Source organism: Pseudoxanthomonas koreensis, from assembly GCF_010093225.1.
Lineage (GTDB): Bacteria > Pseudomonadota > Gammaproteobacteria > Xanthomonadales > Xanthomonadaceae > Pseudoxanthomonas > Pseudoxanthomonas koreensis.
The window spans coordinates 1-20,553 of sequence record NZ_PDWM01000046.1; the positions used below are offsets into that span (position 1 = coordinate 1).

19 protein-coding genes are annotated in these 20,553 nt (G+C 70.7%); 12 read left to right on the top strand and 7 right to left on the bottom strand.

Annotation, left to right across the window (positions count from 1 at the left end):
• Positions 1 to 23 precede the first annotated feature (23 nt).
• Positions 24 to 965 carry a GTP cyclohydrolase FolE2 gene (folE2, locus tag CSC64_RS12165; RefSeq protein WP_162435598.1) on the top strand — a complete coding sequence of 314 codons (942 nt, stop codon included), beginning with the start codon at positions 24 to 26 and terminating at the stop codon, positions 963 to 965.
• Positions 966 to 1,019: 54 nt separating this feature from the next.
• On the opposite strand, the gene CSC64_RS12170 is transcribed toward folE2, so the two are convergent.
• From CSC64_RS12170 to yidD, 3 genes are read right to left on the bottom strand one after another with little or no spacing between them, the layout of a single operon-like run.
• The gene (locus tag CSC64_RS12170) at positions 1,020 to 1,856 is read right to left on the bottom strand and encodes a M23 family metallopeptidase (RefSeq protein WP_162435599.1); all 837 of its coding nucleotides are present in this window, start codon (positions 1,854 to 1,856) and stop codon (positions 1,020 to 1,022) included.
• The gene (locus CSC64_RS12175) at positions 1,856 to 3,205 is read right to left on the bottom strand and encodes a dihydroorotase (RefSeq protein ID WP_162435600.1); all 1,350 of its coding nucleotides are present in this window, start codon (positions 3,203 to 3,205) and stop codon (positions 1,856 to 1,858) included. Before CSC64_RS12175 ends, CSC64_RS12170 begins: the two co-directional genes overlap by 1 nt.
• On the bottom strand, positions 3,202 to 3,462 hold the full coding sequence (gene yidD / locus CSC64_RS12180) for a membrane protein insertion efficiency factor YidD (RefSeq protein ID WP_162435601.1): 261 nt from the start codon (positions 3,460 to 3,462) through the stop codon (positions 3,202 to 3,204). Before yidD ends, CSC64_RS12175 begins: the two co-directional genes overlap by 4 nt.
• 106 nt (positions 3,463 to 3,568) lie before the next feature.
• On the opposite strand from yidD, the gene dksA reads away from it, so the two are divergent.
• On the top strand, positions 3,569 to 4,738 hold the full coding sequence (gene dksA, locus CSC64_RS12185) for an RNA polymerase-binding protein DksA (protein ID WP_162435602.1): 1,170 nt from the start codon (positions 3,569 to 3,571) through the stop codon (positions 4,736 to 4,738).
• 226 nt (positions 4,739 to 4,964) lie between these two features.
• Here the strand turns inward: dksA and CSC64_RS12190 are convergent, their stop codons facing one another.
• The 3 genes from CSC64_RS12190 to cysS are packed head-to-tail and all read right to left on the bottom strand — an operon-like array spanning position 4,965 to position 8,017.
• Positions 4,965 to 6,167 carry an MFS transporter gene (locus CSC64_RS12190; protein ID WP_425501725.1) on the bottom strand — a complete coding sequence of 401 codons (1,203 nt, stop codon included), beginning with the start codon at positions 6,165 to 6,167 and terminating at the stop codon, positions 4,965 to 4,967.
• Between the two features lie 36 nt (positions 6,168 to 6,203).
• Complete coding sequence (locus CSC64_RS12195) at positions 6,204 to 6,644, bottom strand: SufE family protein (protein ID WP_162435604.1); 441 nt, start codon at positions 6,642 to 6,644, stop codon at positions 6,204 to 6,206.
• A complete protein-coding gene (gene cysS / locus CSC64_RS12200; RefSeq protein WP_162435605.1) occupies positions 6,641 to 8,017 on the bottom strand; it encodes a cysteine--tRNA ligase in 1,377 nt (458 codons plus the stop codon). The genes CSC64_RS12195 and cysS overlap by 4 nt, the downstream gene beginning before the upstream one ends.
• 199 nt (positions 8,018 to 8,216) lie before the next feature.
• Here cysS and CSC64_RS12205 point away from each other — a divergent pair, with 199 nt between their 5' ends.
• The 10 genes from CSC64_RS12205 (at position 8,217) to CSC64_RS12250 (ending at position 19,163) form a co-directional block, all read left to right on the top strand.
• On the top strand, positions 8,217 to 8,735 hold the full coding sequence (locus CSC64_RS12205; RefSeq protein ID WP_162435606.1) for a hypothetical protein: 519 nt from the start codon (positions 8,217 to 8,219) through the stop codon (positions 8,733 to 8,735).
• A 323-nt stretch (positions 8,736 to 9,058) separates the two neighbouring features.
• On the top strand, positions 9,059 to 10,066 hold the full coding sequence (locus CSC64_RS12210; protein ID WP_162435607.1) for an N-acetylornithine carbamoyltransferase: 1,008 nt from the start codon (positions 9,059 to 9,061) through the stop codon (positions 10,064 to 10,066).
• A 53-nt stretch (positions 10,067 to 10,119) separates the two neighbouring features.
• Entirely contained in the window at positions 10,120 to 11,325 is a 1,206-nt protein-coding gene (locus CSC64_RS12215; RefSeq protein WP_162435608.1) for an argininosuccinate synthase, read from the top strand.
• A 4-nt stretch (positions 11,326 to 11,329) separates the two neighbouring features.
• Positions 11,330 to 11,773, top strand: a complete 444-nt coding sequence (locus CSC64_RS12220) for a GNAT family N-acetyltransferase (RefSeq protein ID WP_162435609.1) — start codon at positions 11,330 to 11,332, stop codon at positions 11,771 to 11,773.
• A gap of 19 nt (positions 11,774 to 11,792) precedes the next feature.
• Positions 11,793 to 12,893 carry an acetylornithine deacetylase gene (locus CSC64_RS12225; RefSeq protein ID WP_162435610.1) on the top strand — a complete coding sequence of 367 codons (1,101 nt, stop codon included), beginning with the start codon at positions 11,793 to 11,795 and terminating at the stop codon, positions 12,891 to 12,893.
• A 50-nt stretch (positions 12,894 to 12,943) separates the two neighbouring features.
• The gene (locus tag CSC64_RS12230) at positions 12,944 to 14,269 is read left to right on the top strand and encodes an acetylglutamate kinase (RefSeq protein ID WP_162435611.1); all 1,326 of its coding nucleotides are present in this window, start codon (positions 12,944 to 12,946) and stop codon (positions 14,267 to 14,269) included.
• A 9-nt stretch (positions 14,270 to 14,278) separates the two neighbouring features.
• Positions 14,279 to 15,229, top strand: coding sequence for an N-acetyl-gamma-glutamyl-phosphate reductase (gene argC, locus CSC64_RS12235; RefSeq protein WP_162435612.1), 951 nt, complete (start codon positions 14,279 to 14,281; stop codon positions 15,227 to 15,229).
• Positions 15,230 to 15,276: 47 nt separating this feature from the next.
• Complete coding sequence (gene argH / locus CSC64_RS12240; RefSeq protein ID WP_162435613.1) at positions 15,277 to 16,572, top strand: argininosuccinate lyase; 1,296 nt, start codon at positions 15,277 to 15,279, stop codon at positions 16,570 to 16,572.
• 4 nt (positions 16,573 to 16,576) lie between these two features.
• Complete coding sequence (gene proB, locus CSC64_RS12245) at positions 16,577 to 17,734, top strand: glutamate 5-kinase (RefSeq protein WP_162435614.1); 1,158 nt, start codon at positions 16,577 to 16,579, stop codon at positions 17,732 to 17,734.
• 178 nt (positions 17,735 to 17,912) lie between these two features.
• On the top strand, positions 17,913 to 19,163 hold the full coding sequence (locus CSC64_RS12250) for a glutamate-5-semialdehyde dehydrogenase (protein WP_162435615.1): 1,251 nt from the start codon (positions 17,913 to 17,915) through the stop codon (positions 19,161 to 19,163).
• A 144-nt stretch (positions 19,164 to 19,307) separates the two neighbouring features.
• Here the strand turns inward: CSC64_RS12250 and CSC64_RS12255 are convergent, their stop codons facing one another.
• Complete coding sequence (locus tag CSC64_RS12255; RefSeq protein ID WP_162435616.1) at positions 19,308 to 20,513, bottom strand: MFS transporter; 1,206 nt, start codon at positions 20,511 to 20,513, stop codon at positions 19,308 to 19,310.
• Between the last annotated feature and the right edge of the window lie 40 nt (positions 20,514 to 20,553).

Sequence of the window (20,553 nt, forward strand, 5' to 3'; positions counted from 1 at the left end):
CCCACGTCTGCAAGCGAACCCGCATGTCCGTTCCCGCCCCCGCCGTTTCCCACGTCGCCCTGTTGCCGGACGTCGCCCACCAGCCCGCCGCCCTGGCGCGCCCGCTGGACTGGGTCGGCATGGAGGGCATCGCCATCCCCGTGCGCGTCTCCGACGGCGCCGGCGGGCACGTCCAGGTGGCCGCGCAGGCCGACCTGTCGGTGGACCTGGCCCAGGCCGGCGAGCGCGGCATCCACATGTCGCGGCTGTACCTGCGCCTGCAGCAGGAACTGGCCCGCCACGAAGTCACTCCCGCCGGGCTGCGCCACATCCTGCAGGGCAGCGTCGACTCGCAGGCCGGGCTTGCCACCCGCGCGCGCCTGCGCCTGCGCTACGAGGCGCTGCTGCTGCGCCGCGCGCTGCGCAGCGACAACGCCGGCTGGAAGCGCTATCCGGTCGAGATCGAGGCGCTGCTGGAAGACGGCCACCTGAAGCTGGTGCTCGGCTTCGGCCTCGAATACTCCAGCACCTGCCCGTGCTCGGCCGCGCTCTCGCGCCAGGCCAACGCCGAGCGCTTCGCCGCCGATTTCGCCGACGCCCGCCCGATCTCCACCGGCGTGGTCCGCGACTGGCTCGCCTCCGAACGCGGCATGGCCGCCACCCCGCACGCGCAGCGCAGCGAGGCCAGGGTGAAGGTGGAACTGCGCCCGCAGTTCGACGAACTGCCGCTGGTGGCCCTGGTCGACGCGCTGGAAGCGGCGCTGGGCACGCCGGTGCAGACCGCGGTCAAGCGCGAGGACGAACAGGCGTTCGCCGAGCTCAACGCCGCCAACCTGATGTTCTGCGAGGACGCCGCCCGTCGCGTCGCCTCGGTGCTGTCGGCCGACCCGCGCATCGAGCGCTGGGACGCCACCGTTTCGCACTTCGAGAGCCTGCACCCGCACGACGCGGTGGCCAGCGTGAGCGGCCGCGGCCCGGCGGCCTGAAGGGAGCTCCTGCAGCTCGGCCGCTGCGCGTTGCGGCGTTGAAGCGCGACGCTTCTATTGCGTGCGTTCAAGCACCAGCAGCGGGTCGATGCGCACGCCGAACCAGTTCATCCCCCAGTGCAGGTGCGGCCCCGTCGCCCGCCCGGTCGCGCCCACCGCACCCACCACGTCTCCCTGCGCGACCCGGTCGCCCACCTTCACGTCGATCCGCGACAGGTGCAGGAAGTTGGAACTGATCCCGAAGCCGTGGTCCAGCAGCAGAGTGCCGCCGGTCAGGTACAGGTCCGGCGCGGCGAACGTGACCACGCCCGCCGCCGGCGCCTTCACAGGCGTACCGGTGGGTGCGGCGATGTCCATGCCCGAATGCGGTGAGCCGGGCTTGCCGTTGTAGACGCGCTGGTTGCCGAAGCGGCCGCTGATCCGGCCCTGCACCGGCCAGGTGAAGGGCCGGGCGAAATCGGCGCGGTCGTCGTCGCGTTCGCGCGCCGCGGTCACCTGCGCCTGCTCGCGGCGGATGCGTTCGGCGATCTGCGGCGGCGGATCCACCGTCTTCGGCGGCACGCCGTCGACCCGCTGCACCGGCCAGTCGCGCGCGGTCACCGCGATCGCGGCCACGCTGCGGCTTCCGTCGGGGCGGACCACCGTCACCTGTACCGGCGTGGCCTGGTCGCGCCCGACGCCGAACACCACGGTGCCGTAGCCGGTGCTGCGCAGCGTGCGGCCGGCGTACTCCACGCGGCTGCCCGGCGGCACCTTGCCGATCACCATCGCGCCCTGCTGCACGCTGGCCGGGAACACGATGCGGTCGTCGGCCTGCGCCCATGCGTGGTGCGGCGACAGCACGGCCGGCAGCGCCAGCGCGATCGCCAGCAGCACGCCACCCCTGCGCATCAGCGGGCGAATTCCAGCCGCTGGCCGCCCGGCGTCCCGATCAGTTCGCGGCCGTTCCAGACCATGCGCCCGTTGACCCAGGTCGCGCCGATCCGGGAACGGAACGTGGTGCCCTCGAACGGCGACCAGCCACATTTGGACAGCACGTCCTCGCGCCGCACGGTGAGCGGCTCGTCGTCCACCAGCACCAGGTCGGCCCAGTAGCCCTCGCGCAGGTAGCCGCGCTCCTTCACGTCGAACAGCTGCGCCGGCGCGTGCGCGGTCTTCTGCACCACCCGGGCGATGTCCATGCGGCCGTTGTGGACCAGCTCGATCGCCGACAGCAGCGCGTACTGGACCAGCGGCAGGCCAGAGGGCGCCTGCAGGTAGGGCTTCTGCTTCTCTTCCAGCGTGTGCGGGGCGTGGTCGGTGGCCAGCACGTCGACCACGTCGTCGACCAGCGCCTGGATCAGCGCCTCGCGGTCGGAGGCGTCCTTGATCGCCGGGTTGCACTTGATCAGGTTGCCCAGCCGTGCGTAGTCCTCGCGGGCGAAGTGCAGGAAGTGCACGCAGGTCTCGGCGGTGATCTTCTTGCGCACCTTGCCGGCGGCGTCGACCAGCGGGCCGCGCTCGAACAGCGCCAGCTCGTCGGCGGTGGAGATGTGCAGCACGTGCAGGCGGGTGCCGTGCCTGCGCGCCAGCGACAGCGCCAGCTGCGTGGACTTGATGCAGGCCTCGCGCGAGCGGATGTCCGGGTGCATCGCCGCGGTCAGCCCGTCCTCGCCGTACTTCGCCTTGAATGCGGCGAGGGTGTGGTCGATGGTCGGGGTGTCCTCGCAATGGGTGATGATCGGCACCGGGGTTTCGCGGAAGATGCCGTCCAGCGTTTCCGGGTTGTCGACCAGCATGTTGCCGGTGGACGCGCCCATGAACACCTTCACCCCGGGCGAGGCCTTCGGGTCGAGCGTGCGCACCGCGTCGAGGTTGTCGTTGCTGGCGCCGAAATAGAAGCCGTGGTTGCCCCACGCGCGGCCCTTCGCCAGTGCGTACTTGGCTTCCAGCGCCGCCGCGTCGAGCGTGGGCGGGTTGGTGTTGGGCATGTCCATGAAGCTGGTCAGCCCGCCGGCCACGGCCGCGGCCGACTCGGTGGCGATGTCGCCCTTGTGGGTCAGGCCCGGTTCGCGGAAGTGCACCTGGTCGTCGATCATGCCGGGCAGCAGCCAGCGGCCGGCGGCGTCGACCACCTTCTCGTCGGCGCGCGCCTGCAGGCCGTTGCCGATCGCGGCGATGCGCCCACCCGCAATGCGCAGGTCGCCCTCGCGTACTTGGCCTTCGTTGACCAGGCGGGCATTGACGATCAGCGTGCTCATCGGTGGTGTCCTGTGCAGGAGCGGGGTGGGGAAGGGCCGGGCCGTTCCGGCACCGGATCGAGCCCACCCGGATGCAGCGGATGGCAGCGGGCGAGGCGCCGCATCGCCATCCAGCCGCCGCGTGCCGCGCCGTGGCGGGCGATCGCCTGCATCGCGTATTCCGAGCAACTGGGCACGAAACGGCAGCGCGGGCCGAGCAGCGGGCTGACGAAGCGCTTGTAGCCGCGCAACGCAAGGATGAGCAGGCGATCGATCACGTGGGCATGATACCCGCCGTTGTACAAGGTTGCCGCCCCGGGTCGGGTGGGCTATAAAGGCCCGCTTTCCCGGCAACGGGGAAAATCCAGAGAGGAACCTTCGTACGTGGCTGCCAAGAAACCCGTGAAGAAGGCCGCCAAGCCGGCCAAGAAGCCCGCCGCTCCCGCCAGCAAGGCCGCCGCGAAAAAGCCTGTTGCCAGGAAGCCCGCTCCCGCCAAGGCCGCGAAGCCGGCGGCGAAGAAGGCGGTGAAGGCGCCGGCCAAGGCAGCCAAGAGCGTCAAGCCCGCCGCGAAGCCGGCCAAGCCCGTCGCCAAGGCCGTCAAGCCGGCCGCGAAGAAGGCCGCCGCAGCCAAGGCCCCGGCGAAGAAGGTCGCCACCAGCGCTGCGGCGAAGAAGGCCCCGGCCAGGAAGATCGCCGCCAAGGCGCCGGCGAAGAAGGTTCCCGCCAAGACCACTGCCAGGCCGGCCGCCAAGCCGGTCGTCAAGCCAGTTTCACGGACGGCTTCCCCCAAGCCGGCCACCCGGAACGCCCCCAAGCCGGCGGCCACCAAGGCCGCTCCTGTCAAATCCGCTCCCGCCAAGCCGGCCGCCGCGAAACCGGCGCCGAAGCCCGCTCCCGCTCCGGCCAGGAAGTCCGCTGCAAAGCCGGCGCCGGCGGCTGCTCCAGCCCCATCGAAGCCCGTGTCCGCACCGAAATCCCCCGCAAAGACGTCATCCGCAAAGAATCCGCCCAGGCCCGTCGCGCCGCCGCCGTCCCTGCCCAAGGGCAAGGTCGCCGTGGCCGTGGTCTCGAAGAAGGTCGAGGCGCCCGCGCCTCGCGCCCCAGGCCGCGTGGTCGACTACAAGGTCGACGACACCACCGGCCGCCCGGCGTTGCCCAAGGGCTACAAGCCTTCGGCCGACGAGGAATACATGAACCCGCTGCAGCTGGAGTATTTCCGCCAGCAGCTGATGGGCTGGCGCGCCGACCTGGTCGAGGAGTCCAAGCAGACCATCGAGAACCTCAAGGACGAAGTGCGCGACATCGGCGACGAAGCCGAGCGCGCCACCCGCGAAACCGAGAACTCGCTGGAACTGCGCACCCGCGACCGCTACCGCAAGCTGATCGGCAAGATCGACAGCACGCTCAAGCGGCTTGAAGCCGGCGACTACGGCTACTGCGTGGACACCGGCGAAGAGATCGGCCTGGAGCGCCTGGAGGCGCGCCTCACCGCCGAGCGCACCATCGACGCGCAGGAGCGCTGGGAGCACCTGCAGAAGCAGCAGGGCGAGTAAGAAGCCCCAGGCATCGAACGCAGCCACGAAGCCCGCCTCCCGGCGGGCTTCGACTTTTCCGCCTCCCGCTCTCCTGTAGGAGGCCCCTTCAGGGGGCGACCCGATGCCGCTGGAATACGCAGCAATTCAACGCGAATACGCAGCAATTCAACGCGCAGTCTCCGGATCGGTCGCGTCGAATGCTGCTGCGTTCCGACCGCCTCGGGTCGCCCCCTGAAGGGGCCTCCTACAACCGCCGCAGATCCAGGCGGCGCAGCGGCGGCGCCTTCATCGCGGTTGCGCCGACCACGCCCAGGGGGACGCAGCCGCCCAGCACCACCGCCGGCACCAGCCCCAGCAGGCGCGCCATCGAACCGGCGTAGAACGCACCCAGCTCGTTCGACGAGCCGATGAAGATGCCGTTGATCGAAGCCACCCGCCCACGCATTCCATCGGGCGTGACCAGTTGCATGATCGTCGTGCGCAGCACCACCGACACGCCGTCGCACACGCCCGACAGCAGCAGGAACAGTGCCGACAGCCAGAAGTGCCGCGACAGCCCGAAGCCGATGATGCACAGCCCGAACCCCGCCACCGCCCACAGCAGCAGGCGCCCGGCGTGCCGGCCCGGCGGGCGCCGCGCCAGCACGATGCCCACCGCCACCGCGCCCAGCGCCGGTGCGCCGCGCAGGATGCCCAGGCCCTCCGGCCCGTAGTGCAGGATCTCGGCGATGAACGCCGGCGCCAGCGAGATCGCGCCGCCGAACAGCACCGCGAACAGGTCCAGCGCCTGCGCGGCCAGCATCACCTGGGTGTTGAACACGAAGCGCAGACCTTCGCGGATGCTGGTGAACACCGGCGCGCGCGGCTCTTCGCTGCGCGGCTCGGCCACGCGCAGGGACAGCAGCACGGCGCCGGCCACCAGTGCCAGCGCCGCGGCTACCGCGTAGGCGGCGGTCTTGCCGGCCCAGCCGACCAGCACGCCGCCCAGCGCAGGTCCGCATACCAGCGCGGTCTGGAAGGCGATGCTGCCGATGCTCGCGCCGCGCGCGTACTGTTCGCGGCGCAGCACCTGGGCGAACAGCGCGGTGTAGACCGGGGTCAGGAACGAGCGCACCAGGCCGGTGAGCACGATCGCCGCGTAGATCGGCCAGGTCGTGCCGGGCGCCAGGTGCCCGGAGGCGATGAAGGTCAGCAGCAGCGCCGTGCAGGCCAGTCCGGCGCAGGCCAGCGCGCCCAGCCGCCGCTTCGGCAGGTGGTCGACCAGGTAGCCGGCGAACAGGGCCATGCCGATGAACGGCAGCACCTCGGCCAGGCCGACCAGGCCCAGGGCGAACGGGTCGCGGGTCAGTTCGTAGACATGCCAGCCGACGGTGACCGCCACGACCTGGTAGGACAGGATCGCGCACAGCCGGTAGCCGAGCAGGACGCGATAGCGCGGATCGCGCAGCGGCGAGGGGACGGCCGTGGCCGGCGCCGCGTCCACTCAGCCCTGCTGGCTGCGGGCGGTGTCGCGGATGAAGGCGAGCAGCGAGGCCAGACCGTTGCTGCGGGTCGGCGAAAGGTGCCGGGCCAGGCCGATGTCGGCGATGTAGTCCGGCGCGGTGGCCAGGATCTCTTCGGCGGAACGGCCCGAATACACGCGCAGGGCCAGGAAGATCAGCCCGGAGACGATTGCCGAATCGCTGACCGCATGGAAATCCAGCCGCGCGACGTTGCCCTGCGGCACGATCCACACCAGCGACTGGCAGCCGAGCAGGCGGTGCTCCTCGGTCTTCCACTCTTCCGGGAACGGCGGCAGCTTGCGGCCGAGGTCGATCAGGTACTGGTAGCGCTCGGACCAGTCGCCGAAGAAGGCGAACTCTTCCTTGATCGCGGCCTGGGCTTCGAGAGCGGTGGGTTCGAGCGGGAATATGTTCGCGGTCACGTGGTTCTCTTCCTCACCCAGCGTACGCCCTGCGGCGTGTCTTCCAGCTGCACGCCTTCCGCGGCCAGCTGGTCGCGGATCGCGTCGGCGCGGGCGAAATCGCGGGCCTGCTTGGCCGCGGTGCGCTCCTCGACCAGCGCCTGGATCCGCGCGTCGTCGTCGCCGGAGGCGCCGCGGTTGAACCAGTCGGCCGGGGCCTGCTGCAGCAGGCCCAGCGCCAGGCCGGCGCCGAGCAGTTCGCCCTTCAGCCGCGTGCGTTCGCCGGGTGCGGTGGCCTTGCGCGCCTCGCCAGCGATCCGCGCCACTTCGGCCAGCGCCAGCGGCGTGTTGAGGTCGTCCTCCAGTGCATCCTCCACCGCCTGCGGGATCGCCGCGGCGGCGTCCACGTCGCCCAGGTCGCGCAGGGTGCCGTAGAGACGGTCCAGGGTCCGCACCGACTGCTCGACCAGCGCGTCGGACCAGTCCAGCGGCTGCCGGTAATGGGCCGAAAGCAGCGCGTAGCGCAGCGCCTCGGGCGGGTGCGCGCGGACCAGGTCGTGGACCTTCTCGATGTTGCCCAGCGACTTGCTCATCTTGGCGCCGCCGAAGTTGAGCATGCCGTTGTGCAGCCAGAAGCGGGCGAAGACCTTGCCGCCGTGCGCGCACTGGCTCTGCGCGATCTCGTTCTCGTGGTGCGGGAACTGCAGGTCGATGCCGCCGGCATGGATGTCGATGGTCTCACCCAGGTGCGCGGCGGCCATCGCCGAGCATTCGATGTGCCAGCCCGGGCGGCCGCGGCCCCAGGGCGAGTCCCAGCCGGGCAGGTCGCCGGTGGAGGGTTTCCACAGCACGAAATCGCCGGGATCGCGTTTGTACGGCGCCACGTCCACGCGTGCGCCGGCGAGCATCTCTTCCGGGTCGCGGCGCGAGAGCCGGCCGTAGCCGGGGAAGCTGGCCACCGCGAACAGCACGTGGCCCTCGGCGGCGTAGGCGTGGCCGGTTTCGACCAGGCGCTCGATCATGGCGATGATCTGCGGGATGTGCGCGGTCGCCTCCGGCTCGATGTCCGGCGCGGCCACGCCCAGCGCGGCCATGTCCTCGCGGTAGGCGGCGGCGAAGCGGCCGGTGATCGCCGAGATCGGCACGCCCTGTTCGGCCGCGGCGGCGTTGATCTTGTCGTCCACGTCGGTGATGTTGCGCGCGTACCTCAACGCCCCATGCCGCCGCCGCAGCAGCGCCGCCAGCACCCCGAACACCACCGGCCCGCGGGCGTTGCCGATGTGCACGTAGTTGTAGACCGTGGGCCCGCACACGTACATGGTCGGTGCGGCCGGATCGAGCGGGGCGAACGGCTCGACCTGGCGGGTGAGGCTGTTGTACAGGCGCAGGGGCATCGGCGCGGGACGGTGGGGCGGAGCGGGCGATTCTAGCGTGCCGGGCGCGCATGCCGGCCGCCGCGTCCCGGGAACGGAGCGGGAAAGTCGCGTCCGGCCACGCTCCCGGCAGGGTGTCCCGGGCGCGGCGAACCAGCGTTCAGCGGGCTGCAAGGCGGCTCGCCTACACTGCATCATCCCTGTGCACCCGCCGGACCCGATGCGCCGTCTGCTGGAACTCTCGTTGCTGGGTATCGCCTGTTGTGCCGCACGGCCGGCGCTGGCGCAGGAAGGGTCCCGGGCGGTGGAGGACATCCGGGTCGTCCCGGTGGAGAACGTCACGATCGACTACGCCCAGGTGCTGCGCGTGGAACCGGTCTACCAGACCCTGCGCGCCACCCGCACCGAGGAGCGTTGCGATCCGCTGCCCGCGCCTGCGGTCCCGGCGAAGTCGAAGGACCAGCCCGGCGTGTTCTCGCGCATGGTCGATTCGGTCAAGGGGTTGTTCTCGCACGACGAGCCCGCTGCCGCCCCGGCGCCGGCGCCGGCCAAGGGCGCCAATTGCCGGATCGTGCAGGTGGGCCGCGAGTTCCAGCGGCCGATCGCCTATGACGTGGACTACGTCTACAAGGGCACCAAGTACCGCTCCAGGCTGGCCGAGGACCCGGGCAACCGCCTGCGCCTGCGTGTCTCGGTCACGCCCTGGGAGACCGAGGCGCAGCCCCTGGCAACGCCCTGAGCGGCGACCCGCCCGGCGCGATTGCCGGCGGATCCGCCCTTGCACCCGCGCACGCCCGCGTGCGACCATGCGCGACCCATGAACACCGACCTGCAGCCGCACGCCGCAAGCGCCGCCCGGATGGCCTCCGGGATGACCTCGCGCGCGCGCCGACCGGAACCCCACCTTTCCGCTGGGTGACCGGAGCGTCGTGCTGTCCGTTCGGAAAACCCAGCTCCAGGCTGGGTTTTTTCGTTTCCGGAATGGCGAAAGTTTCAACCGCAAGTTCAACCGCCGTCCCGCCGCCCCCGCTTCGCACCATCCCGCCACGCAGGAACCGATCGATGTCGCCCAAGCACTTCCTCAACACCCAGGACTGGAGCCGTCCCGAGCTGGACGCGCTGCTGACCCAGGCCGCGCTGTTCAAGCGCAACAGGCTGGGCGGCGAACTCAAGGGCAAGTCGATCGCGCTGGTGTTCTTCAACCCGTCCATGCGCACCCGTACCAGCTTCGAGCTGGGGGCGTTCCAGCTCGGCGCGCATGCCATCGTGCTGCAGCCGGGCAAGGACGCGTGGCCGATCGAGTTCGACCTGGGCATGGTGATGGACGGCGACACCGAGGAGCACATCGCCGAAGTGGCGCGGGTGCTGGCCCGCTACGTCGACATGATCGGCGTGCGCGCGTTCCCGAAGTTCAAGGACTGGGCCTACGACCGCGAGGACCGCGTGCTCAAGGCCTTCGCGAAGTATTCGACGGTGCCGGTGATCAACATGGAGACGATCACCCATCCCTGCCAGGAGCTGGCGCATGCGCTGGCGCTGCAGGAGCACTTCGGCACGTCCGACCTGCGCGGGAAGAAGTACGTGCTCACCTGGACCTACCACCCGAAGCCGCTGAACACCGCGGTGGCCAACTCGGCGCTCACCATCGCCACCCGCCTGGGCATGGACGTGACCCTGCTGTGCCCGACGCCCGAGTACATCCTCGACCAGCGCTACATGGGCTGGGCCGCGCAGAACGTGGCCGAGAGCGGCGGTTCGCTCCAGGTCAGCCACGACATCGAGAGCGCCTACGCCGGTGCCGACGTGGTCTACGCCAAGAGCTGGGGCGCGCTGCCGTACTTCGGCAACTGGGAGCCGGAGAAGCCCATCCGCGACCGGTACCAGCACTTCATCGTCGACGAGGCCAAGATGGCGCTGACCAACAACGGCGTGTTCAGCCACTGCCTGCCGCTGCGCCGCAACGTCAAGGCCCCCGACGCGGTGATGGACTCGCCCAACTGCACCGCCATCGAAGAAGCCGAGAACCGCCTGCACGTGCAGAAGGCGGTGATGGCCGCGCTGGTCGGCTGAATCCCGGCTTCCTTGTACGCAAGCTTCCACGAATCCCCCACGGACCCCCCGAAATGAGCAGCCCGAATACCTCCCGCGACATCGTCCTGGCCTTCTCCGGCGGCCTCGACACCAGTTTCTGCGTGCCCTACCTGAAGGAGCAGGGCTGGAACGTGCACACCGTGTTCGCCGATACCGGCGGCGTCGACGCCGAGGAGCGCGCCTACATCGAGCAGCGCGCCGCCGAGCTGGGCGTGGCCAGCCACGTCACCATCGATGGCGGCGGCGCGATCTGGGACGGCTTCGTCAAGCCGTTCGTCTGGGCCGGGGAGGGCTACCAGGGCCAGTACCCGCTGCTGGTCTCCGACCGCTACCTGATCGTCGACGCGGCGCTGGCGCGCGCGGCCGAGCTGGGCACCAATGCCATCGCCCACGGCTGCACCGGCATGGGCAACGACCAGGTCCGCTTCGACCTGGCGGTGAAGGCGCAGGGCGACTACCGCATCGTCGCCCCGATCCGCGAGATCCAGAAGCAGCACACCCAGACCCGCGCCTACGAGCAGAAGTACCTGGAGGAACGCGGCTTCGACGTGCGCGCCAAGCAGAAGAACTACACCATCAACGAGAACCTGCTGGGCCTGACCATGTCCGGCGGCGAGATCGACAGGTGGGAAGCGCCCGGCGACGGCGCGCGCGGCTGGTGCGTGCCGCGCGCGGCCTGGCCGGTCGAGCCGCTGACGGTGACCCTGAAGTTCGTGCAGGGCGAAGCGGTGGAACTGGATGGCAAGCCGATGGAGGGCGCGAAGATCCTGGCACGCCTGAACACCATGTTCGCCCAGTACGGGGTCGGCCGCGGCATGTACACCGGCGACACCGTGATCGGCCTGAAGGGCCGGATCGTGTACGAAGCGCCTGGCCTGACCGCGCTGCTGGCCGCGCACCGCGCGCTGGAGGAGGCGGTGCTGAGCAAGCAGCAGAACCGCTTCAAGCCGGAGGTGGCGCGCAAGTGGGTGGAGCTGGTGTACGAGGGCTTCTACCATGACCCGCTGAAGACCGACCTGGAGGCATTCCTGCAGGCCTCGCAGGCGCAGGTCAACGGCGAGGTGGTGCTGGAGACCCGTGGCGGCCGCGTCGACGCGGTGGCGATCCGCTCGCCGCACATCCTCAACGCCAAGGGCGCCACCTATGCCCAGTCGGCCGACTGGGGCGTGGAGGAGGCGGAGGGCTTCATCAAGCTGTTCGGCATGAGCAGCACGCTGTGGGCCGAGGTCAACCGCTGAGGCCATGGACGCGCTGCGCATCAGTACCGACCGCGACGCACTGGACGTGGGCCTGATCCACCGCTTCCTGTCGCAGGAGGCGTACTGGAGCCGTGGCATCCCGCGGGCGACGGTGGAGCGGGCGATCGCCGGTTCGCTGTGCTTTGGTGGTTACCTCGATGGGGCGGGGCAGGTCGCGTTCGCCCGGGTCACCACCGATGGTGCGACCTTCGGCTACCTGGCCGACGTGTTCGTGCTGCCGTCGCAGCGCGGTCGCGGGTTCGGCAAGCGGCTGATGGACGCGGTCATGGCCCATCCGCAGCTGCAGGGACTGCGCCGTTTCATGCTGGCTACCGGCGATGCCCATGGCCTGTACGCGCATTACGGCTTCGCCGCGCCTTCGCGGCCGCAGACGCTGATGGAAATCCTGCGCCCCGACATCTACCAGACCGCCGCGGCGGACCCCTGATACCGCTTCGACCGACCCGATGACCGACCTGCTCGAATCCACCCTTGCGCACCTGGAGAAGCTGGTGTCCTTCGACACCCGCAATCCGCCGCGCGCGATCGCCGCCGAAGGTGGCATCTTCGATTACCTGCGCTCGCAGCTGCCCGGCTTCGATGTGCAGGTGGTCGATCATGGCGCCGGCGCGGTCAGCCTGTACGCGGTGCGCGGTACGCCGAAGTACCTGTTCAACGTGCACCTGGACACGGTGCCCGATTCGCCGCACTGGAGCGCCGACCCGCACGTGATGCGCCGGCTGGACGACCGGGTGGTCGGGCTGGGCGTGTGCGACATCAAGGGCGCGGCGGCGGCGCTGGTGGCCGCGGCCAATGCCGGCGACGGTGACGCCGCGTTCCTGTTCTCCTCCGACGAGGAGGCCAACGATCCGCGCTGCATTGCCGCGTTCCTAGCACGTGGCATTCCCTACGAGGCGATCCTCGTCGCCGAGCCGACCATGGGCGAGGCGGTGCTGGCACATCGAGGCATCTCCTCGGTGCTGGTGAAGTTCAAGGGCCGCGCCGGCCACGCCTCCGGCCAACAGGATGCCGCCGCCAGCGCGCTGCACCAGGCCGTGCGCTGGGGTGACCGCGCGCTGGACCACGTGCAGTCGCTGGCGCATGCGCGCTTCGGCGGGCTGACCGGGCTGCGCTTCAACATCGGCCGCATCGAAGGCGGGATCAAGGCCAACATGATTGCGCCGGAGGCGGAGCTGCGCTTCGGCTTCCGCCCGCTGCCGTCGATGGACATCGATGCGCTGCTGGCAACCTTCGCCGGCTTCGCCGAACCGGCCGCGGCGCACTTCGAGGAGACCTTCCGCGGGCCGAGCCTGCCGTCGGGCGACGTCGCCCGCGCCGAGGCGCGCCGCCTGGCCGCGCGCGACGTGGCCGACGCGCTGGACCTGCCGATCGGTAATGCCGTGGATTTCTGGACCGAGGCCTCGCTGTTTTCCGCCGGCGGCTACACCGCGCTGGTCTACGGCCCGGGCGACATCGCCCAGGCCCACACCGCCGACGAGTTCGTGACGCTGGAGCAGCTGCAGCGTTATGCCGCTTCGGTGAATCGCATCATCAACGGCGCCGCCTGACCGCGACGCACTCCTCTCCCCGCCACCGCCGTCCCCTGCAGAAGAGCCACGTGAACGTTCCCGCCACCCAGACCCAGACCCGCCAGACCATCGTGCGCCTGCTCTCGAGCATGGCGAGCGCGAAGGAGATCAGCCAGTACCTCAAGCGCTTCTCGCAGCTGGACGCCAAGCGCTTCGCCGTGGTCAAGGTCGGCGGCGCGGTGCTGCGCGACGACCTGGAAGCGCTGACCTCCTCGCTGACCTTCCTGCAGGAAGTTGGCCTGACCCCGATCGTGGTCCACGGCGCCGGCCCGCAGCTGGACGAGGAACTGGCGGCGGCGGGGATCGAAAAGCAGACGGTCAACGGGCTGCGCGTGACCACGCCGCAGGCGCTGGCGATCGTGCGCAAGGTGTTCCAGGCCTCGAACCTGCGGCTGGTCGAAGCGCTGCAGCAGGCCGGCGCACGCGCCACCTCGATTACCGGCGGCGTGTTCGAGGCCGAGTATATGGACCGCGACACCTACGGCCTGGTGGGCGAGGTGACGAACGTGAACCTGGCGCCGATCGAGGCCAGCCTGCAGGCCGGCTCGATCCCGGTGATCGCCAGCCTCGGCGAGACCGCCGGCGGGCAGATCCTCAACGTCAACGCCGATTTCTCGGCCAACGAGCTGGTGCAGGTGCTGCAGCCGTACAAGATCATCTTCCTCACCGGCACCGGTGGCCTGCTCGACGAAGAGGGCAGGGTGATCGATTCGATCAACCTGTCCACCGAGTTCGAGCACCTGATGCAGCAGCCGTGGATCAACGGCGGCATGCGGGTGAAGGTGCAGCAGATCAAGGAACTGCTCGACAAGCTGCCGCTGACCTCGTCGGTCTCGATCACCCGGCCGGCGGACCTGGCCAAGGAACTGTTCACCCACAAGGGCTCGGGCACCCTGGTGCGCAGGGGCGAGAAGGTGCAGCGCGCGACCTCCTGGGGCGAGCTCGACCTGGTCGCGCTGAAGGCGCTGATCGAATCGAGCTTCGGCCGCGAGCTGGTGCCCGACTACTTCGAACGCACGCAGCTGCTGCGTGCCTACGTCAGCGAGAACTACCGCGCCGCGGTGATCCTGGTCGACACTCCGGAGGGCGTCTACCTGGACAAGTTCGCCGTGCTCGACGATGCCCAGGGCGAAGGCCTGGGTCGCGCGGTGTGGAACGTGATGCGCGAGGAGACGCCGGAACTGTTCTGGCGCTCGCGGCACAACAACCAGGTCAACATCTTCTACTACGCCGAGTCCGACGGCTGCATCAAGCAGGAGAAGTGGAAGGTGTTCTGGTACGGGATCGAGGGCCTGGAGCGGATCGGCCGCTGCGTGGCCCACTGCGGCACGCGCCAGCCGACGCTGCTGGGCTGAGGAAGAGCCATGACCGTGAAGAAGAACATCGGCATCGTCGGCGCACGCGGGCATACCGGAGCCGAGCTGATCCGGATGATCGCCGCGCACCCGGGGCTGGAACTGGCCTTCGTGTCCTCGCGCGAGCTCGATGGGCAGCACGTGGCCGACCACAGCGATGCCTACGTCGGCGAGCTGCGCTACGAAAGCCTGGATCCGGCCGCGGTGGCGGCCAAGGGCGCCGACGTGGTGATCCTGGCGCTGCCCAACGGCAAGGCCGCGCCGTATGTCGAAGCGATCGACGCGAGCCGGCCGGACACGCTGGTGGTGGACCTGTCGGCCGACTACCGCTTCGACCCGCACTGGTACTACGGCCTGCCGGAAATGACCCGCGGCGGCTACGCCGGGCAGAAGCGCATCAGCAATCCCGGCTGCTACGCCACCGCGATGCAGCTGGCGATCTGGCCGATGCTCGAGCACCTGGCCGGGCCGCCGCAGTGCTTCGGCGTGTCCGGCTACTCCGGCGCCGGCACCACGCCTTCGGACCGCAACAATCCCGAACTGCTGCGCGACAACCTGATGCCGTATTCGCTGGCCGGCCACCTGCACGAACGCGAGGTCTCCACCCGGCTGGGCGTGCCGGTGGAGTTCATGCCGCACGTGGCCCCGCATTTCCGCGGCATCACCATGACCGTCAACCTGTGGCTGCGCGAGCCGGTGAACCTGGACTGGGTGCGCGCGCGCTACGAACAGCGCTACGCCGGCGAGCCGCTGGTGGAGGTGGTCGAGCAGGCGCCGTGGGTGAGCCGCATCGCCGGCCGCCACGGGGTGGAGATCGGCGGTTTCACCGTGGCCGCCGGCGGCAAGCGCCTGGTCGTGGTCGCCACCGAGGACAACCTGCTCAAGGGCGCGGCCACCCAGGCCATGCAGAACATCAACATCGCGCTGGGCTTCGGCGAACTGACCGGGATCCCGGTCTGATCCGAAGCCCCCCTCCCTCCGGGAGGAACGAACCCATGGAGTCACCGATGGCAGACCTGTTGTGGCAGAAACCCGGCGTGGCGGTGGACGCGCAGATCCAGCGCTTCCTCGCCGGCGACGACGTGGTCCTGGACCGCGAGTTCTTCCTGTATGACATCACCGCCAGCAAGGCGCATGCGGAGGGCCTGCAGCGCATCGGCATCCTCTCGCAGGGCGAGCTCGACGGACTGGTGCGCGAGCTGGCGATCCTGGCCGACGACTTCCGCTCCGGTGCCTTCGTCCTCGACGAGCAGTACGAGGACGGCCACTCGGCGATCGAGGCGCGGCTGACCCAGCGCCTGGGCGATGCCGGCCGCAAGATCCACACCGGCCGCAGCCGCAACGACCAGGTCCTGGTCGCCACCCGGCTGTGGCTGAAGGAGAAGCTGGCGCGCGTGGCGCAGCTGTCGCGCGAGATCGCCGGGGTCGCGCTCGATCGGGCGCAGGCCGAGGCCTCGCTGCCTGTCCCCGGCTACACCCATATCCAGCGCGCCGTGGTCTCCTCGGCCGGCATGTGGTGGGCCGGCTGGGCCGAGGCGTTCATCGACGACGCGGTGCGCGCCGCCGACACCCTGGAGCTGGTCGACGCCAATCCGCTGGGCACGGCCGCCGGCTACGGCGTCAACCTCAGGCTGGACCGCGAGCACACCACCGCCGCGCTCGGTTTCGCCCGCCTGCAGGTCAGCCCGATCTACGCGCAGCTGTCGCGCGGCAAGTTCGAGCTGGCCGCGCTGGAAGCGCTGGGCAGCGCGACCCTGGACCTGCGCCGCATCGCCTGGGACCTGTCGCTGTTCACTAGCGCCGAGTTCGGCTTCGTCGCGCTGCCGGCGCAGTACACCACCGGCAGTTCGATCATGCCCAACAAGCGCAACCCGGACGTGATCGAGCTGATGCGCGCCACCCACGCCAGCGTGGCCGCCGCACGCACCGAGATCGAGCAGCTGCTGTCGCTGCCGTCCGGCTACCACCGCGACCTGCAGGCGTCCAAGGGCGCGATCTTCCACGGTTTCGGCCGCGGCCTGGCCGCGCTGGAGCTGCTGCCGGCGCTGCTGGCCAACCTGGAGTGGCGCGAAGACCGGCTGCGCGCAGCGATCGATTCGGGCATGTACGCCACCGACGTGGCGGTGGAAGCGGCCGTCGCCGGCGTGCCGTTCCGCGATGCCTACAAGGCCGCCGCGGCCGGCGCCGATACGGCCGGGCAGGGCAGGACGCCGGAAGGCAGCCTGGCCGCACGCGTCTCGCCCGGTTCGGCCGCCGACCTGCGCCTGGACGAACTGCGCGCGCGCTGGAACGCACTGGGCTGAGCGCATGACCGCCGATCCCGCCGCAACGCAGAACGTGCAAGACGCGCAGTCCCTGCCGCCCTGGCGGCGTGCGGTGCTCAAGGTCGGCAGCAGTCTGCTCGCTGCCGACGGCGGCGGCCTGTCGCCGCGCTTCGCCCTGGGCCTGGCCCAGTTCGTATCCGCCAGCCTGGCGGCCGGGCGCGAGGTGGTGATCGTTTCCTCCGGCGCGGTCGCCGCTGGCCGCGCGATCCTTCCGAAGGCCGGCGAGGCGGGCGCGGCGATGGCCGCGCGCCAGGCCCTGGCCGCGCTCGGCCAGGCGCAGCTGATCGGCCTGTGGCAGCGCTTCTTCGAGCGGCCGGTGGCGCAGGTGCTGCTGACCCACGACGACCTGCGCAACCGCCGCCGCTATCTCAACGCCCGGGCCACGCTCGACGAACTGCTGGCGCTGGGCGCGCTGCCGGTGGTCAACGAGAACGACACCGTCTCGGTGGACGAGCTAAAGCTCGGCGACAACGACAATCTCGCCGCGATCGTCGCCGCGCTGATCGATGCCGACATGCTGTTCATCGCCACCGACATCGACGGCCTGTACGAGGCCAATCCGCGCACCCATCCGCAGGCGCGGCTGCTGGACGAAGTCGCCGAAGTGACGCCCGAAGTGTTCGCCATGGCCGGCGGCAGTGGCAGCGCCGCCGGCACCGGCGGCATGCGCACCAAGCTGGAGGCGGCGGCCAAGGCCGGCGCGGCCGGCATCGAGACCGTGCTGTTCAACGGCCGCCGCGGCGAGGTGCTGCGCGAGCTGGCCCACGACCGCCTGCATGGCACCCGCATCCGCGCCACTAGCAGCCGCACCGCCGCGCGCAAGTACTGGCTGCGCCACGCGCCGGTCGAGCCCGGGGCGATCCTGGTCGATGCCGGCGCGGCCGGCGCGCTGACCGGGAAGGGGGCTTCGCTGCTGCCCGGTGGCATCACCGGCGCGGAGGGCGATTTCCGCCGCGGCGACATGGTCGAGGTGCTGCTGCGTGACGAGGGCGGCGAGCGCCGCCTTGCCCGCGGCATCAGCCAGTACTCGGCGGTGGACGTGCGCCGGATCGCGCGCCGCCACTCGCGCGAGATCGAATCGATCCTGGGCTACAACTACGGCGGCAACGTCATCCACCGCGACGACCTGGTCCTCCTGTAGGAGCCGATTCATCGGCGACACGGTCGTCAGCACAACGAATGCGTCACCCGTGCCCTGGCGTCACGTCACCATTGAATCTGTTTCCACAGCACGCGCAGCCGTCCTGCATACAATCGATCCAACCCCGGCCCCGGCCGGGAACGCGAGGGAAAGGGCAATGACCGAAGCCAGCGGAATCATGGACCAGGCACTGCGCTGCCGCGCCGCCGCGCAGCCGCTCGCGCAGCTGGACACCGCGGCCAAGGACGCACTGCTGCGGGCGATGGCGCAGGCGCTGGAGGACGACGCCGGCGCCATCCTCGCCGCCAATGCCCTCGACCTGGAGACCGCGCGCGCGAAGGGCACCACCGGCGCCATGCTCGACCGCCTCACCCTGGACGGAAAGCGCCTGGCCGGCATCGCCGCCGCACTGCGCGAAGTCGCCGCACTGCCCGACCCGGTCGGCCAGGTGCCCCGCCGCGAGACCCGCCCCAACGGCATCCACGTCGAGCGCGTGCGCGTGCCGCTGGGCGTGATCGCGATGATCTACGAGGCGCGCCCGAACGTGACCGCCGACGCGGCGGCGCTGTGCCTCAAGGCCGGCAACGGCGTGATCCTGCGCGGCGGCTCGGAGGCGATCCATTCCAACACCGCGATCGCCGCCGCGCTGCAGCGTGCGCTCGGCGAAGCAGGGCTGGATCCGGCGGTGCTGACCCTGGTCACCGACCTGCGCCGCGAGGCCATGCTCGAACTGCTGCAACTCACCGACATCGTCGACCTGGCCATCCCGCGCGGCGGCGAGGGCCTGATCCGCTTCGTCGCCGAACATGCGCGCGTCCCGGTGATCAAGCACTACAAGGGCGTGTGCCACCTGTACGTGGACCGCAGCGCCGACCTGGAGCTGGCGCTGCGTCTGCTGCTCGACGGCAAGGCTTCGCGCCCGGGCGTGTGCAACGCATTGGAGACGCTGCTGGTGCACGCCGACGTGGCCGCAGGATTCCTGCCGCGGGCGGCGGCGGCATTGGCCGCGCGCGGGGTGGAAGTCCGCGGCGACGAAGCCACCCGCGCGCTCGTGCCTGGCGCCACGCCGGCCACCGAAGACGACTACGCCGCCGAGTTCCTCGACCTGGTCATCGCCGTGCGCGTGGTCGACAGCCTGGAGCAGGCGATCGCACACGTGCGCCGCCACACCTCCGACCACACCGAGGTGATCGCCACTGGCGACGAGGCGGCGGCGCGCACCTTCGTCGAGTCGTTGCGCTCGGCGGTGGTGATGGTCAATGCCTCCTCGCGCTTCTCCGACGGCGGCGAACTGGGCCTGGGCGCGGAGATCGGCATCTCCACCACGCGCCTGCATTCCTACGGCCCGATGGGCCTGGAAGCGCTCACCATCGAGCGCTTCGTCGTCCGCGGCGAAGGCCAGGTCCGCCACCCCGACCTGCTCCTGTAGGAGCCCACTTCAGGGGGCGACCCGATCCCCTTCAAGGCCATCGCGTTCAACGCACTGCTTCCGGAGAGGGCGCGTTGAACGCCGCTGCGTTCCAGCCACCCGGGGTCGCCCCCTGAAGTGGGCTCCTACAGGAGGGGCGCGGGGTTACCAGCGGTCTTCGAGCATGCCGGGCCGGCAGGCCAGCCACGCACCGCACAGCATCACGCCCACGCACAGGGTGAGGAACGCGAACGGCAGCCCCCAGCCGTGGCTGTATTCGTGCAGCAGCCCGAACAGCAGCGGCCCCAGGCAGCTCAGGCCGTAGCCCACGCCCTGCATGAAGCCCGACAGCGCGGCCGAACCGCCGGGCGTGCGCGTGCGCAGGTTGACCAGGGTCAGCGCCAGCGGGAAGGTGCTCGGCCCCAGCCCGAGCAGCACCGCCCACAGCACCGGCGCGGCCATCGGCGCCCACAGCAGGCCGGCGAACGCGGCCAGGTGGCAGGCCGCGCACAGCAGCGCCAGCGGGAGCGGATTGCGCAGGCGCGCGGCCAGCGCGGGGATGCTCAGCGCACCGGCCAGGCCCAGGGTCGAGTAGAGCGCCAGCATCGTGCCGCCGTAGGCGGGGCTGGCGCCGGCTTCCACCAGCAGCTTGGGCAGCCAGGTGAACATCGCATAGGTCACCAGCGAGGTCATGCCGAACATCAGCGCCAGGCCCCAGCCCAGCGCGGTGCGCGAGACCTTGCCGCGCGGCGGCGGCGCGGCCAGTTCCGGGGCTTCGTCGCCGGGCAGCACGGCGCGGTCGTGCATCTGCGCCAGCGCACTGCCGGCGCGGCGTTCGATCCGCAGCACGCCCAGCCACGGCAGCATCGCCACCACCGCCAGCAGCGTCCACACGCCCATCGACACGCGCCAGCCGGCGGCGTCGGCGATCGGCACGGCCCGCAGTGCCGGCAGGATCGTGCCCAGCTGCAGCACGGTGATGTACAGGCTGCTGAGCGACCCGATCCGCTCCGGGAAATAGCGCTTCACCAGCGGCGGCAGGATCACGTTGCCGATGCCCAGGCCGGCCAGCGCCCCCGCCGAACCGCCGAGCAGGCCGCCGGTGCCGCCGGCCAGCGAACGCCACAGCAGGCCGGCGGCGGCCAGCGCCATCGCCAGCACCGCGGTGCGCTCCAGGCCCAGCCGGTGGGCCAGCCGCGGCGTGCCCACGCCGGCCACGGCGAAGGCCGCGGTGGGAACCATGCCCAGCACCCCGGCCACGGCCGGGCCGAAGCCGAATTCGGCGCCGAGCACGTCCAGCAGCGGGGTCAGCGAGGTGACTGCGGTGCGCAGGTTGAACGCCGCCAGCAGGATGCCCGCCAGGACCAGCATCCGGCCCTGGAGCGGGGCGAGTTCGCGCGGGGTGGGGGAT

Coding starts and splice junctions, on each gene's coding strand:
- folE2 (WP_162435598.1), top strand. CDS start 24: ATGTCCGTTCCCGCCCCCGCCGTTTCCCACGTCGCCCTGTTGCCGGAC.
- CSC64_RS12170 (WP_162435599.1), bottom strand. CDS start 1,856: ATGCGCAGGGGTGGCGTGCTGCTGGCGATCGCGCTGGCGCTGCCGGCC.
- CSC64_RS12175 (WP_162435600.1), bottom strand. CDS start 3,205: ATGAGCACGCTGATCGTCAATGCCCGCCTGGTCAACGAAGGCCAAGTA.
- cysS (WP_162435605.1), bottom strand. CDS start 8,017: ATGCCCCTGCGCCTGTACAACAGCCTCACCCGCCAGGTCGAGCCGTTC.
- CSC64_RS12205 (WP_162435606.1), top strand. CDS start 8,217: ATGCGCCGTCTGCTGGAACTCTCGTTGCTGGGTATCGCCTGTTGTGCC.
- CSC64_RS12210 (WP_162435607.1), top strand. CDS start 9,059: ATGTCGCCCAAGCACTTCCTCAACACCCAGGACTGGAGCCGTCCCGAG.
- CSC64_RS12215 (WP_162435608.1), top strand. CDS start 10,120: ATGAGCAGCCCGAATACCTCCCGCGACATCGTCCTGGCCTTCTCCGGC.
- CSC64_RS12220 (WP_162435609.1), top strand. CDS start 11,330: ATGGACGCGCTGCGCATCAGTACCGACCGCGACGCACTGGACGTGGGC.
- CSC64_RS12225 (WP_162435610.1), top strand. CDS start 11,793: ATGACCGACCTGCTCGAATCCACCCTTGCGCACCTGGAGAAGCTGGTG.
- argC (WP_162435612.1), top strand. CDS start 14,279: ATGACCGTGAAGAAGAACATCGGCATCGTCGGCGCACGCGGGCATACC.
- argH (WP_162435613.1), top strand. CDS start 15,277: ATGGCAGACCTGTTGTGGCAGAAACCCGGCGTGGCGGTGGACGCGCAG.
- proB (WP_162435614.1), top strand. CDS start 16,577: ATGACCGCCGATCCCGCCGCAACGCAGAACGTGCAAGACGCGCAGTCC.
- CSC64_RS12250 (WP_162435615.1), top strand. CDS start 17,913: ATGGACCAGGCACTGCGCTGCCGCGCCGCCGCGCAGCCGCTCGCGCAG.
- CSC64_RS12255 (WP_162435616.1), bottom strand. CDS start 20,513: ATGCTGGTCCTGGCGGGCATCCTGCTGGCGGCGTTCAACCTGCGCACC.